Origin of the sequence: Pseudomonas sp. JY-Q (assembly GCF_001655295.1) — a bacterium.
GTDB classification, from domain to species: domain Bacteria; phylum Pseudomonadota; class Gammaproteobacteria; order Pseudomonadales; family Pseudomonadaceae; genus Aquipseudomonas; species Aquipseudomonas alloputida.
This window is the reverse complement of the sequence record NZ_CP011525.1, coordinates 1,718,501-1,732,237: the sequence shown is the minus strand read 5'-3', so window position 1 is coordinate 1,732,237 and position 13,737 is coordinate 1,718,501. Positions and strand designations below refer to the sequence as shown.

The 13,737-nt window shown below is 58.6% G+C and carries 13 protein-coding genes and 1 pseudogene; 8 read left to right on the top strand and 6 right to left on the bottom strand.

Annotated elements, in window-relative coordinates; all coding sequences use genetic code 11:
- Positions 1-44: 44 nt before the first annotated feature.
- Positions 45-524: pseudogene (locus tag AA098_RS30125) on the bottom strand (methyl-accepting chemotaxis protein); the annotation flags it as partial.
- Positions 525-1,481: 957 nt separating this feature from the next.
- Between AA098_RS30125 and AA098_RS07755 the strand changes: the two are divergent.
- Positions 1,482-2,225: an outer membrane beta-barrel protein gene (locus tag AA098_RS07755; RefSeq protein ID WP_054889467.1), complete on the top strand. Its 744-nt coding sequence runs from the start codon at positions 1,482-1,484 to the stop codon at positions 2,223-2,225.
- A gap of 148 nt (positions 2,226-2,373) precedes the next feature.
- Here AA098_RS07755 and AA098_RS07750 read toward each other — a convergent pair whose 3' ends face one another.
- Positions 2,374-3,135: an SDR family oxidoreductase gene (locus AA098_RS07750; RefSeq protein ID WP_054889466.1), complete on the bottom strand. Its 762-nt coding sequence runs from the start codon at positions 3,133-3,135 to the stop codon at positions 2,374-2,376.
- Between the two features lie 177 nt (positions 3,136-3,312).
- On the opposite strand from AA098_RS07750, the gene AA098_RS07745 reads away from it, so the two are divergent.
- A complete protein-coding gene (locus tag AA098_RS07745; protein WP_003252767.1) occupies positions 3,313-4,314 on the top strand; it encodes an NADP-dependent oxidoreductase in 1,002 nt (333 codons plus the stop codon).
- 359 nt (positions 4,315-4,673) lie between these two features.
- Here the strand turns inward: AA098_RS07745 and pyrF are convergent, their stop codons facing one another.
- The gene (gene pyrF, locus AA098_RS07740; RefSeq protein WP_003252765.1) at positions 4,674-5,375 is read right to left on the bottom strand and encodes an orotidine-5'-phosphate decarboxylase; all 702 of its coding nucleotides are present in this window, start codon (positions 5,373-5,375) and stop codon (positions 4,674-4,676) included.
- Between the two features lie 183 nt (positions 5,376-5,558).
- Here pyrF and AA098_RS07735 point away from each other — a divergent pair, with 183 nt between their 5' ends.
- Positions 5,559-5,726 carry a DUF2897 family protein gene (locus AA098_RS07735; RefSeq protein WP_003252762.1) on the top strand — a complete coding sequence of 56 codons (168 nt, stop codon included), beginning with the start codon at positions 5,559-5,561 and terminating at the stop codon, positions 5,724-5,726.
- Positions 5,727-5,818: 92 nt separating this feature from the next.
- Here AA098_RS07735 and AA098_RS07730 read toward each other — a convergent pair whose 3' ends face one another.
- Positions 5,819-6,154, bottom strand: a complete 336-nt coding sequence (locus AA098_RS07730; protein ID WP_054889463.1) for a helix-hairpin-helix domain-containing protein — start codon at positions 6,152-6,154, stop codon at positions 5,819-5,821.
- Positions 6,155-6,957: 803 nt separating this feature from the next.
- Between AA098_RS07730 and AA098_RS07725 the strand changes: the two genes are divergently transcribed.
- Positions 6,958-7,233 (top strand): DUF3077 domain-containing protein, encoded by a 276-nt coding sequence (locus tag AA098_RS07725; RefSeq protein WP_003252758.1) that lies wholly within the window; start codon positions 6,958-6,960, stop codon positions 7,231-7,233.
- 198 nt (positions 7,234-7,431) lie between these two features.
- On the opposite strand, the gene AA098_RS07720 is transcribed toward AA098_RS07725, so the two are convergent.
- Positions 7,432-8,235, bottom strand: coding sequence for a hypothetical protein (locus AA098_RS07720; RefSeq protein ID WP_054889462.1), 804 nt, complete (start codon positions 8,233-8,235; stop codon positions 7,432-7,434).
- A 547-nt stretch (positions 8,236-8,782) separates the two neighbouring features.
- Here AA098_RS07720 and AA098_RS07715 point away from each other — a divergent pair.
- The gene (locus tag AA098_RS07715) at positions 8,783-9,535 is read left to right on the top strand and encodes an ABC transporter permease (RefSeq protein WP_082916869.1); all 753 of its coding nucleotides are present in this window, start codon (positions 8,783-8,785) and stop codon (positions 9,533-9,535) included.
- Between the two features lie 135 nt (positions 9,536-9,670).
- Here the strand turns inward: AA098_RS07715 and AA098_RS07710 are convergent, their stop codons facing one another.
- Complete coding sequence (locus AA098_RS07710; protein ID WP_064613796.1) at positions 9,671-10,651, bottom strand: IS5 family transposase; 981 nt, start codon at positions 10,649-10,651, stop codon at positions 9,671-9,673.
- A 132-nt stretch (positions 10,652-10,783) separates the two neighbouring features.
- On the opposite strand from AA098_RS07710, the gene AA098_RS07705 reads away from it, so the two are divergent.
- The 3 genes from AA098_RS07705 to AA098_RS07695 are packed head-to-tail and all read left to right on the top strand — an operon-like array spanning position 10,784 to position 13,681.
- Positions 10,784-11,437, top strand: coding sequence for an ABC transporter ATP-binding protein (locus AA098_RS07705; protein WP_054889461.1), 654 nt, complete (start codon positions 10,784-10,786; stop codon positions 11,435-11,437).
- 53 nt (positions 11,438-11,490) lie between these two features.
- Complete coding sequence (locus tag AA098_RS07700; RefSeq protein WP_054889460.1) at positions 11,491-12,597, top strand: ABC transporter permease; 1,107 nt, start codon at positions 11,491-11,493, stop codon at positions 12,595-12,597.
- Complete coding sequence (locus tag AA098_RS07695) at positions 12,590-13,681, top strand: polysaccharide biosynthesis/export family protein (protein ID WP_054889459.1); 1,092 nt, start codon at positions 12,590-12,592, stop codon at positions 13,679-13,681. Before AA098_RS07700 ends, AA098_RS07695 begins: the two co-directional genes overlap by 8 nt.
- Positions 13,682-13,737 lie beyond the last annotated feature (56 nt).

Genomic DNA, 13,737 nt, shown 5'->3' with positions numbered 1-13,737 from the left:
TGCTGCATGGCCTGCATCAGTTGCCCCACCTCATCCCGGCGCGGCGCCTGGGCGTCGAAGCCCAGTTCACCCGCCGCAATGCGCTGGGCACGGGCAATCACATGCTTCAACGGGCCGACCACAGCCCGGGTAATCAGCCAGGCCGCCAACACGCCGACAAGCAACGCCAGCGCCGTGGCCAGGCCGATGGCGATGGCATTGCGCTGCAGCTCGCCTTGCAGGGCCTGCTCCTGCCCAAGATAGGCTTGGTCGACACGACCGATAACCCGCTCGGCGCTGGCTTGCAACTGCGCCTTTAGCCCCTGCTCGCGGGCCAGCTGGTCGGTGTATTCGTTGAGTTTTTCCGAAAAACTGCCAATGTGCCCCGCCACTTCGCCCAACACACTCTGGTAACCGGCATCGCCAACCGCGCCTTGCAACTGGCTGACCAGGCCAGCGGCCTCCACCGTCTGGGCAATACGCTCCTGGCTCACACCCTCCTCGCCCTTGCGGCTTTTTTCCAGGCGTACCCGTGCTTCGTCCATGGCCTGCAGCATCAGCCGCGACACCTGGGCCACCTGCGCGGCTTGCTCAAGAAACTCGCCACCCTGCTGGCCCTGGGACTGCTTGAGGGTGTACACGCCGTCATCGGCCAGGCCGGCCTGCAGCACATCAAGGTTGTTGGACACGTTGGATACCGACCAGCTGGCCATGTCCAGCGCCAGCTCCTTGGCTTGCACGGCCTCGACAAAGGCTTCGAATGCCTGGCCATAGGCCGCAAGATCGGTTTGCGCCGCCGCCAGCGCCGGCAGGCCTCGGGCGCGTTCGACCAAACCCTGCAGGCCGCCACGCAAGGCGTCGGCCTGCTGCATGTCGGAGCGCAGGGCAAACGCCTGCTCATGCTCGCGCAAGCGCAGCAAGTCGGTATTGAACTGGGCCAGCTGACGCAAGCTGTCGAAGCGCTGGCCAACGCTTTGCAACGCCGCGACGCCGATAGCCGCCACCGCCAGCGTCAGCAGCAGCACCAAGGCAAAGCCCAGGCCAAGTTTGCGGGCCATGCCCAGGTTGGCCAGCACACCGTGCTTGCTCGTGCCCATCGCCGATCCCCTTTCAGCCAGTGAGGTTATCCCGAAGGCTAAGGGTGGCAACGTTGTCTGCCAATGAACAAGGGGCTGACGTCAGAATAGTGTCAAATAGCTATGTCTTGTCGTTTTTGGCTGCAAAAGGGTCGCTTTCAGTGCCAGCTGTAAACGATATCACTAGGCCATCAATGATAGCCCGTCCCTCAACCTTCGGCCGCGCTTGGCCATATTAAATCGACGCAAGTAAAACATTCATTTATTCCAATCCACACTTTATTAATCACTCTTGACGCCATTAAATTTGCGCCAAAAGTGGGGCATTGAAATTTTTTTAAAGAGCCCTGCACACAATAAAAACGTCGCTATCGTGATCGGTAACTGGCCCGCTCTCCGGACCTGCAGTGCACCCTGGAGTTTGTAATGAAAACAGCCATATTTACTGCTGCGGTCACCCCGTTGCTGCTGTTTACTGTGCCAACCGTTGGATACGCCGAAACTTCCACCGCCCCGTTGTTCACCTTCGGCTTACAAGGGAGCTACACCCAACTGGAACTCAACGGCCGTAATAATGAAACCGAAGATATGCCCGAAGGTGGCTTATTCCTCAACTACGGCAACAAGATGACGGCCACGCAAGGCCTTGTCTACCAGGCCGAGGCCAGTGGCATGTACTCGAAACAGCATGACCAGAAGCTCAAGGACGGCCAGGCCGACCTGGACCTGGGTTGGCGGTTGGCACTGGCCGAACGGCATTCAGTCGACCTGCTGCTGGGCGCCGGTTACAAATGGAACCGGTTGGAACCCAATACCAGCCGCCATGATGTCGACCTTACCAACCGCACGCCGTTCGCCAAGCTGGCGGCGGGTTACAATTACCGCTTCAATAATGCCACCTTGCGTTTCGAGGCGGGCATACGCCAGGTTATCAATGGCGATTCGCAATTGAAAATACATGGCATCAGCAACGAAGAGCTTGATTTGAAAGATACCACCAACCCCTTTGCCGAACTTAGTGTGCTGTTCAACCAACACGGTACTGTGCCGGTATACGCTTCGCTTTACTTCAGCCGCTACAACTATGAACTGGATGGGCAGTTCCTGATGACTGACTCGGACGAACAAACCCGTGACGAGTATGGCCTGAAAATAGGTGCCAGCTTTTAGCCGAGTGGCCAGCTGACTGCCCGGCTTGCTCAAGAGAGGCCTGGGTACGCGCAGCCTGCCCATGCGCGACATGGTGGGTTTGGCCTGGGGTTGGTGAGCGCACGCGCAGGTGCGGGCTTGCCCACGCAGCAGCCCGCACGGTAACGACTCAGATCGCCGTAGCCCCACCATCCACCGTCAGGCAATGCCCGGTGGTAAACGCTGCGCCGTCACTGCACAGGTACAGTACAGCGCTGGCGATTTCCTCGACCTTGCCAATGCGCCCCACCGGGTGCATGGCTGCGGCGAACTCGGCCTTGCGCGGGTCGGCCTGGTAGGCGCGGCGGAACATGTCGGTGTCGATCACGGCCGGGCACACGGCGTTCACGCGGATGCCCTTCTTGGCGTACTCGATGGCCGCCGACTTGGTCAGGCCGATGACCGCATGCTTGCTGGCACTGTAGATGCTCATCTTCGGCGCCGCCCCAAGCCCCGCCACCGACGCGGTATTGACGATGGCCCCACCGCCCTGGGCCAGCAACAAGGGCAACTGATACTTCATGCACAACCACACGCCCTTCACGTTCACCCCCATGATGGCATCGAACTCCGCTTCGCTGCCTTCGGCCAGGCGGTGTTGCTCGATCTCGATCCCGGCGTTGTTGAAGGCGTAGTCCAGCCGGCCGTAGGCGGCCATCAGGCGCTCATGCAACTGGCGCACCTCGGCGTCGCGGGTCACGTCGCAGGCAATGAACAGCGCTTCGCCGCCTGCCGCGTGGATCTGCGCCACGGTGGCCTCGCCGCCGACCGGGTCGAGGTCGGCCACCACCACTTTCATGCCCTCGTGGGCGAACGCCAGGGCAGTTGCCCGGCCGATACCGGCAGCCGCGCCGGTCACCAGGGCTACCTGGCCAGAAAACGTCATGCTCATCGCGTGCTCCTGTGAGGGGTTGGGTGGGATTCAGAGCATAGTCAGCCACCGCTCGGCCGGGCAGCATCATCACAGCAACGGTTGGGCTACCATGCTTGTCAGTGATTTTAAGGAACCGCCTTCATCAACAAGGTAGATTGAACGCCTTACGCCCTCCACAGCCCACAAGGACCCGCCATGACCCAGACCAACCGCCGCTTCCTGCTTGCCAAACGCCCGGTCGGCGCCGTGCGCCGTGACGACTTCAGCTTCGAGACCGTACCCGCCGAGCAACCCGGCGAAGGCCAGGTACTGGTGCGTAACCTGTACCTGTCGCTGGACCCGGCCATGCGCGGCTGGATGAACGAAGGCAAGTCCTACATCCCGCCCGTGGCCCTGGGCCAGGTAATGCGTGCGCTGGGTGTAGGTGAAGTGGTTGCCTCCAATCACCCCGGCTACCAGCCCGGCGACCACGTGAGCGGCGCCCTCGGTGTGCAGGACTACTTCACCGGCGAGCCCCAGGGCCTGCACAAGATCGACCCCAAGCTGGCCCCCCTGCCCCGTTACCTGTCAGCCTTGGGCATGACCGGCATGACCGCCTACTTTGCCCTGCTGGAGGTTGGCCAACCCAAAGCTGGCGACACCGTGGTCATTTCCGGCGCGGCCGGTGCGGTGGGCAGCATTGTCGGGCAGATTGCCAAGATCAAAGGCTGCCGCGTGGTCGGCATTGCCGGCGGTGCCGAAAAGTGCCAGTACCTGAAGGACGAGCTGGGCTTTGACGGCGTGATCGACTACAAGGCCGAAGACGTGCTGGCCGGCCTGAAGCGCGAATGCCCCAAAGGCGTGGACGTGTACTTCGACAACGTGGGCGGCGACATCCTCGATGCCGTGCTGACGCGCATCAACTTCAAGGCACGCATCGTGATTTGCGGCGCGATCAGCCAGTACAACAACAAAGAAGCGGTAAAAGGCCCGGCCAACTACCTGTCGCTGCTGGTGAACCGCGCGCGCATGGAAGGTTTTGTGGTGATGGATTACAGCAAAGACTACGGCAAAGCCGCGCTGGAGATTGCCGGCTGGCTGGCCAGCGGGCAGGTGAAGAGCAAAGAGGACGTGGTGGAAGGGCTGGAAACCTTCCCGGAGACCTTGTTGAAGCTGTTCAGCGGGGAGAATTTTGGCAAGTTGGTGTTGAAGGTTTAAACGCCCCTGCACGGCACCGATGGCCCGGCACACGCCCTTGTAATCGGGTTCACCCGCGAAAGGGCCGGGCCTGCCGGCCAATTTCCACCGGCCATCCACCGTTGCCGCCGCATTCGCGGACACACACATCGCTGGCTCAGCACAGCCCGTCGTAGGAGCGGGTTCACCCGCGAAAGGGCCAGCCCTGCCGACCAATTTCCACCGGCCGTTCACCGTTGCCGCCGCTACCGTATTCGCGGGTAAACCCGCTCCTACACACGGATCGGGGGTGCAGCCACATCAGGGGTTCGACACAGGCATCCGTGGTGGGCCCACATCGGTGGTTCGGCACAGGCCCTTGCTGGACAACCGCAGGTTAATTACCCACGAATCTCCGCCACCACCGCTGCCAACGCTTGCGCAGGGTCTGCAGCCTGGCTGATCGGCCGGCCAATCACCAGGTAGTCCGAACCGGCATCCAATGCCTGACGCGGGGTGAGGATGCGGCGCTGGTCATCCTGCGCGCTGCCCGCCGGGCGAATGCCCGGGGTCACCAATTGCAACGATGGGTGCGCCGCCTTCAGTGCCGGGGCCTCGAGCGCCGAGCACACCAAACCGTCCATACCCGCTTTTTCCGCCAGCGCCGCCAAACGCAGCACTTGCTCTTGGGGGTCGACATCCAGGCCAATGCCGGCCAGGTCTTCACGCTCCATGCTGGTCAGCACGGTCACGCCAATCAGCAACGGCTGCGGGCCGCTGCGCTTGGCCAGCTCTTCACGGCAGGCCACCATCATGCGCAGGCCACCGGAGCAATGCACGTTGACCATCCACACGCCCATCTCGGCGGCGGCCTTTACCGCCATGGCGGTGGTGTTGGGAATGTCGTGGAACTTGAGGTCCAGGAACACTTCGAAGCCCTTGTCACACAGGGTTTCGACAATGCCCGAAGCGCTGCTGGTGAACAGCTCCTTGCCAACCTTCACCCGGCACAGCGCAGGGTCAAGCTGGTCAGCCAGCTTCAGGGCGGCCTCACGGGTAGGGAAATCCAGGGCGACGATCAGGGGCGTCTGGCAGGCGGACATGGGCAGGGTCTCTTGGCAAGTCGAAAACGGCGCGCATTGTAAACGAAGTGACGCAGGCTTTGGGGCCCGCAGGTCACGGAATTGGCCCTGCACGGCCTGGCACCTAAAATTGAACCAACGGAACGGGCAATTGCTCAAAACTTATGTAACCGTTGCCCATGGCCCGATCTAAGGAGAACGACAATGCCCTGGTATGCCTGGCTGATACTCATCATAGCCCTCGGCTCGATTGTCGGCGGGTTGATGATGCTACGCGACACGGCCAAAAAACTGCCGCTGACCGAAGAGCAATTGCGCAAGGTACATGAGCGCAATGCCGAGGCGGATGCCAAGGACGCACAAGACCGCTAAAACGCCCAGCCCTTCAGGCGCTGCGCCTGCGGGAGCGCGCCATTCCCGGCACGTAAAGGCCGGGCCAGGGCATCACCCCGGCCCCTGCCCGCTTACTCCACCATCACCTTGTCCCGGTTGCGCTCCAGCAACGCATTGCCTATGCCCTTTATTTCCAGCAACTCATCCACTGAAGCAAACGGCCCATTGGCCTCGCGGTAGGCCACGATAGCCTCCGCCTTGGCCTTGCCAATGCCGTTCAGCTCCTTTTGCAGGGTGAGTGCATCTGCCGTGTTCAAGTCCAGCCTCGGCGCCTTCTGTGCCTGGGCCTGGGCCACCACCGGCACCGGTTCGGCCACTGCCATGGTGCTGGCCGGGGCGGCGCTAAGGGAGAACGACAAACTGGTGAACAGCGGCAGCAGCAGGTACGACAGAACGTTATTGCGCATGGTCAACACTCCTTGGGTTGGTCATTTTCCAGCAACCGTTTTCCTTCGGCTGCGCAACCAACCCTAGCGGCTAACCCGGCCGCACAATACCCAACCACCCCGGCGAATGGTTACCGAATCGGTCAGCAAAACGCTCAACTTCGCTCACCCACCAACAGTGGCCGTTTCCTCCTCGCTCGGCCCCGGCCCTTGATGCACAAGAACCCGGCCCTGTGCCTGTAGCCAAATCCCGGTTGGTTCGACACCCACTGCCCACCAATGCCCGGCCATTCTCCTACAACGCACGCCGAACAAGGCTCACCCCGTAAAGCAGCCGGCCGTGGCGGCTTCAAGCGCATCTGGAACATGGCGACACCAACGCCCCGCTCAACACCCCCGATCGATGTACAGGGCTTCCCCCGCGAATGCGGTGGCGGTTCGCGGGTAAACCCACGCCAACAACGGTCGGCAATAACGGCGAAGCTACTTGCCTTGGGGTGCACACCCAGCACGTCAGACTTTCCTGAAACCCTGCCCCACCTCTTCAGCTCGACAACCAAGCGAACTATCCTACGCGCCAGTCAGAAGCAGCTGAATTGTCGGGGAAATGCCCCAGGGATAACTTCACCGGGTCGCCATGTTGGTGACCGGGTGTGAGAACCTGATGCGAGTTACCTGGCTTGCCTGTCATGGCAGTCGTACGCGGGCAGACTTCGGTCTGGCCGAGCCTTGTAGCTCCCTCGGTTTCTCACCCCGTGTACGACTGCCGCCCTGGTCCGTGAGAAAGATCTGCGTGGCAGTTCCACTTACCAGGAGCAACTACCATGAAGAACAACAACCAATCCCCCCTCCTCACCGCAGGCATCGAAACCTTCCTCGAAGCCGGCAACCCCACCCTGGACCTGCTCCGCGTCCAACCCGGCATCCCCGTCGATGACGCCTATGAACACGTCTCCGTCCTGCTGGGCTACTGCAAGCACTTGGTACGCGAAGGTGACATGGAAGACGACCACAAGATGCTGGGCGCAGCGGACTACCTGCTGGCCACCGCAAAAGCCCTGATGAACGACATCGAGATTGCGAAAAACAGGCAGCACTGAAGGGAATGACGCGAGACCAGGCGAGGCTATGCCTCGCTTGCAGTCAGAAGAAATGGGCTTCATCAGCCCAGACATGGCGAGGGCAAACCACTGCAGTGGCCAAGCCCCCGCCCTGTGGGAGCGGGCGCGCCCGCGAACACCGGCACCGCCGGTGCCATCCCCCCCAATGCCTACAAGATCACAGCCCCCACCCGCCGCTCAAATCTCACTGCGCGGATAAACACTGATAAACGCCGAAATGGCAATCGCGTCCCCATCATCCACCTTCACCCGCGGGCTCTGCCCCGAGCGCTTGATGTCAGACGCAAACTCAGCGGTCTTGAATGCCTGCTCAAGCTCGTCACCGCCCACCCCGGCATAAACGACCACCTGGGTACCGGTATTGTGCTTCTGCAGGGGCAACTGCTTGATCTGAACCTGCACACCCGCCTTGGTCAGCGCAACGGCAATTTCCTTGGCAAAGCGCACGGCTTCCTTGTCATCTTTGTGGATATTCAGCAACACCACCGGCGCCAGCGTCTTAGCCTTCAGCTCGCCCGCCAATGCCTTGAACGCATCATGCGCCTGCGGCGTCAGCGCTCTGGGCTTCAGGCTGGCTTCCAGCTTCAACCGCTCGGCCCTCTCGCGCTCAAGTTCGGCCCTGAGCGCATCGTTCTGCTCCATGAGCTGCTCGATCTCCAACCTGGCCTGCACGTCCGACTCCTGGACGACAGTAACCACCTGCGCCCCCCGGGAAACGGGCACTTCGGCTTGCTGGTTTTTTACATCCGAGGTCATATGGGCAATGATCATCGCACTGGCGGCGATCAGCGCAGCGATTACCGCAGTGGCAGAGGCTATGGCATGGATAAGGCTGGCTGCGTCTGCTGAAATATCAGGCATAAACAACTTCTTGAAGTTAGGGATGTTCATCGTTTCACGGTCAGGCAGGCGTGCAGGGCAGATGCCACGGTACGGGTACAAGTCGAGCCAGAAGGCTAGCGAGGCCTGGCAGAGTGCCATAATTTTGCGGGTTTTGCTGTAAACACATAGGTTTCGCGGCCAATGTCGCAGGTCTGTTTGCGGTTGGCATTACGCTTCATGAAGCTACCTCCGACTCCCGAAGGCGCCGCTCCCCCTCAAGCATTGCTGCAAAAATCTGCGGGGCGGATGCCCTTTTTGGTCGCAAACCTTACAGTCAGCGGCTGACCATCGAATCCGCATGCCTTGACTGCATAGTGTGAACCCATTCACTTCCAAAACTGTCCGTCCAGCGTAAGCTGTGAAGCAATGTCGGTAACAAAAATCTGTCGGCTCACGCCTTCCCAAGACGATATCAATATGCCACCATCGATCTATGCCATTCGTCTCGAATGTGACTAATGGATTAGAACTTTCGGTTGCATTTGCGGCGTCTTGCTTGACGCTTACGCCCTCTCGCGCTTACCCTTCCGCCCCTTAGAACAGGGAAGTGTCCGGAAGATCCGTCTGAAATCGCCTCAGGGCGAGCCTTTCCTGAAGATGAATTCCGGCGTGCCTAGGCGCGCTGCATTGCTTTGCGGTCGCCATCTTGAAAGCTCGTTCGTCTCTGCAGATTCAGAAATCGGTCATTTTCGCCTTAGTCCTGCGCGAAGCACGTGCGCGGATCGGGGGCAGTCGCCTTGGGGCGCTTTGGATGCTTCTTGAGCCTCTCGTGCATTTGCTACTATTCTCTCTACTCTTCGCTATGCTGCGCGGTCGCACCATCTCAGGGGTTGAATACCCAGTATTCATTTTAGTCGGAATGGCACCCTTCCTACTCTACCGAAACACCGCATTGCGCTTAATGGACAGCCTTCGCGAGAATCGCTCGTTATTCGGCTACAAACAGATCAAACCATTAGACACATACGCCGCTCGCGTGATCGTGGAGGCCTGCATCGCCGTAACGGTCTACACCATTCTGGTTTTCGGCTTCGCCTGGTTCGGCTTCGACATGTCGATCCACAGCCCATTGCAGTGGGTAGCAAACCTCATGCTGGGACTGCTATTCGCTTTTGGCTTGGGGATGCTGTTGGCCCTGATCACCCATGCCCTGCCTAGCCTCAAGATCGTTATCCGCATGGCCTTCTTCCCCCTGTATTTCATCTCAGGGGTTCTGATTCCGGCATCCTATTTGCCGCAGCCCATGATGCCGGTTCTACTGCTTAACCCATTCCTGCACATCCTTGAACTGATCCGTGCCGAAGTGCTACCACACTACACCCCGGTCGACGGAGTATCCGACACATACGTCATCAGCTTCACCCTAGTATTGCTGTTCCTTTCCCTAGGGATGGTCTGAAATAGCCCTGTATTTCTGACTGACTTCAGCCTACGCTGATTTTGAAAGCGGTAAACCGATCAAAAAACGATCAAATCGCCCGCTTATTTCGGTGTTTCTGGCCCCAGCGAGCACCTCGCCGCGCCATTTTCTGCATTACAAGCGCACCTCTCCTGCATTCGTCAGTAAATGTCGGCGTGCCATCCATAGGTTCGACAGGGCGAACAGCGTCACCAGTTGCGCGGTGTTCTTCACCAGCCCCCGGAAACGCACCTTGGTGTAGCCAAACTGCCGCTTGATCACGCGAAATGGATGCTCGACCTTGGCGCGCACCTGGGCCTTGGCCTTCTCGATCTTGCGCTTGGCCTTGTACAACGCGCTGCGCTTATCGAGTTTCTTGTAGGTGCTGCGGCGTGCCGCCACCTGCCAGATAACCTTACGATCGACATGCTCTGGACGTTTCTCAACGCCGGTGTAGCCCGCGTCCGTACAAACCACGTTCTCGTCGCCATGCAGCAACTTGTCGACCTGAGTAACGTCCGCAACGTTGGCCGCCGTACCCACCACGCTGTGCACCAGGCCCGACTCGTCATCCACGCCGATGTGCGCCTTCATGCCGAAGTAGAACTGCTGGCCTTTCTTGGTCTGGTGCATTTCCGGGTCGCGCTTGCCGTCCTTGTTCTTGGTCGAACTCGGCGCATGGATCAGTGTGGCATCGACGATGGTGCCCTGGCGCAGCGACAGACCACGATCACCCAGGTAACCGTTGATCACACCGAGGATGCCGGCCGCCAGTTCATGTTTTTCCAGCAGGCGACGGAAGTTGAGGATGGTGGTTTCATCAGGAATGCGTTCCAGGCTCAACCCGGCGAACTGGCGCAGGATGGTGGTCTCGTACAGCGCTTCCTCCATCGCCGGATCGCTGTAGCCAAACCAATTCTGCATCAGATGTATGCGCAGCATCGCCATCAACGGATACGCCGGACGACCGCCTTCACCCTTCGGGTAGTGCGGCTCGATCAGGGCAATCAACCCCTTCCACGGCACCACCTGATCCATCTCGATCAGGAACAGCTCTTTGCGGGTCTGCTTGCGCTTGCCGGCGTACTCGGCGTCGGCGAAGGTCATTTGCTTCATCGGAAAACTCGGCGGGTGGAGTCCGGGTATTTTGCCAAAATCAGGAAGTCTTTTTCAGGATTTCCCTAGGCACTTATCGCGCCCGCAGGATGCACCTGATTTCCACCAAGAACGGTTAAAAACAGGCCAAACGTGTTCGAGCTCAGAAACGTAACTAAGTCGTACCTCACGCCCAACGGACGACGGTACATCTTCCGCAACTTGTCGCTGGGCATCCCACCAGGCAAGAACATCGGGCTGATCGGTCGCAACGGCGCGGGCAAGTCTACGCTCATGCGCTTGCTCGGTGGAGCTGATGTGCCCGACTCCGGCACTATCGTAACCGACCGTAGTATTTCCTGGCCTGTCGGCTTGACAGGTGGCTTCCAGGGCAGCATGACCGGACGCGACAATATCAAGTTCGTCTGCCGCATCTATGGTGCGACTGGCGACGCCATGCGCGAGAAAATTCGCTACGTCCAGGAGTTCGCGGAAATCGGTGATTGGATCGACGAGCCAATTAAGACCTACTCCTCTGGCATGCGTTCACGCGTGGCATTCGGCCTGAGCATGGCATTCGACTTCGACTATTACCTGATCGACGAAGTGATGTCGGTGGGTGACGCACAGTTCAAACGCAAGTGCAACGAAGTTTTCCAGGAAAAGCTGCAAAAGTCCAATGTGGTGCTGGTTTCCCACTCAATGCCTGAGATTGAAAAACTCTGCGACATAGTTTTGCTAGTACGCAACGGCGGCATCCAGGTGTACGACGACGTTGCTGAAGGCATCAAGGCATACAGCAGTTAACCAAACTATTCCCAATTAAGCAGCACCGTTCGACTTCAAGGATGCATCCAAATATGAGCAGTACGGATAAAAAGAAGGGCTGGCACCTGGCCATAGCCATGGTTGTTTTGCCAATGATCCTGGCAGCCGTATATTACGGCGTATTCGCTATCGACCGTTTCGTCAGCTCCGCCCAAGTGGTCGTACGCCAGGACGGAGGCAATCAAGGCGCCCAGATGCCTGGCCTAGCCACCCTACTCACGGGCACCAACCCGGCTTCGCGCGAAGAAACCCTGTACCTACGCGAGTACATCACGTCAATGGATATGATGCTACTGCTTGAAGACCGGGTGAAATGGATCGAGCAATATGCAGCCCAGCGCAGCGATGTGTTCTTTTGGCTCGACAAAGACGCCCAACGCGAAGACTTGCTTAAGTACTACCAACGAATGGTATCGGCCCATTACGACGAAACCACCGGCCTACTGCGCGTTGAGGTGCAGGCATTCACCCCTGAGCTGTCCGAGAAAATGCTGCGCGTCATCCTTCAAGCAAGCGAGCACTTCGTCAACGAAGTCAGTCACAACATTGCCCGTGAGCAGATGAAGTTCGCCCAAGGTGAATTGGAGAACGCACGCGTCAACTACTCCAAGCGCAAGACCCAACTGCTGAACTTCCAGAACGAGAACAAAGTTCTGGACGGTGGCAATACTGCACAGAGTCGCGCCACCATCATTGCTGATCTCGAGAGCCAGTACACCAAGGAACAGGCAATTCTCACTGAGATGTCTTTCAAACTGCGTGCTGACGCCCCGCAGGTTCGACAGCAGAAGCAGAAAGTCAACGCCATTACTCAGCAGCTGGCCAAAGAAAAGCGCCTGCTGGTTTCGTCCCCCCAAGGCTCCCAGCTTAACGTGGTTGCTTCACGCTACCAACAACTGACCCTTGACGCAGGCATTGCAGAAGAGACCTACAAGACAGCCGTCGCGGCACTTGACAATGCGCGGATTGAAGCAAGCAAGAAGATTCGCACCTTGGTCACAGTAGTGAGCCCCAACACCCCACAACTCGCCCTGTACCCGGAGCGCTGGTACAACCTGGCAACTATCTTGCTTGGTCTCATGATGCTCTATGGCATCACCCGCTTCATTCTGGCTTCGATCGAGGATCATCGTGATTAAATCCCTGGCTGTCTCCAAGACAATCAACCTGAAGCTAGCCGCGCTAGCGCTGGCAACCATAGGCCTGGCAGGCTGCGGTGGCACGCTTTCCGGTGCAGGTCCTTATAAAGGCACGATTGAAAGCAAAAACGAGGCCTACAACCTTGTTGACATCAACGCGAGCACAATTGAACCTTATATGGCAGGCGCCCCTCGCCCTGCTCAGGCCACTATTACCAAGCCGATTTCGCCCGAAGTTCGCTTGGCTGCAGGCGACACTCTGAATGTCCTTATCGCCGACACCGCACCGGAGGGCTCCGCTGTATTCGCCCCCCTCGCGACTGGCGGGACCCAACTGAAGTCGCGAATAGATGCACAAGGTATGCTTTCACTACCATATGTAGGCAGGCAATTCGTAGCCGGTATGACCTTGAATCAAGTCGAGAACATGATTCGCAAACAACTTAGGGGCATTACCACGGATGTCCAAACTCATGTTGAGCTAGTAGGCGACCTTTCAGGCTCCGTTCTGGTTGCAGGCGCAGTTAAAACACCTGGGCGCTTCAGTACACTTCAAGGCCCTCTGACCTTGCTTGATGCTATAAACCAAGCAGGCGGCCCTGTACTAGAGCCACACTTGGTCAACGTGACTGTTCGTAACGGTACTCAAGTACAACAGTTTAACTACGAAGACGTCCTTGCGGGTAATAACATGGTTCTACGCCCCAACTCTGAAGTTGTGCTGGACCGCGCGCGACAGCGCTTTGTAGCCATGGGGGCGGTTGGCGAGCCTGGCTTGAAGGATCTACCCAGCCAAAACAGTAGCTTGCTTGATGCACTGGGTAGCGTAGGTGGCTTGCGCGAACAAAATGCAAACCCGGAAGGAGTGTTCGTGTTCCGGATGAACGGAGCCACCAACGGAAAACCAACAGTTCTACGGCTCAACATGCGTGACCCAGCTGCAATTTTCTATGCGCGCCAGATCGCTATTAAGCCAGACGATACCATTTATGTAACAAATGCAGCCGTATACGAATGGCAGAAGGTAATTTCTCCAATTGTTCAAACCATGCTACTTGGCAGAGCGTCTGGGGCGTACCAGTAACACACGATTGCACATTTAAGACTCACCGCTTGAGTGTGCAATAAAAAATCAAATAA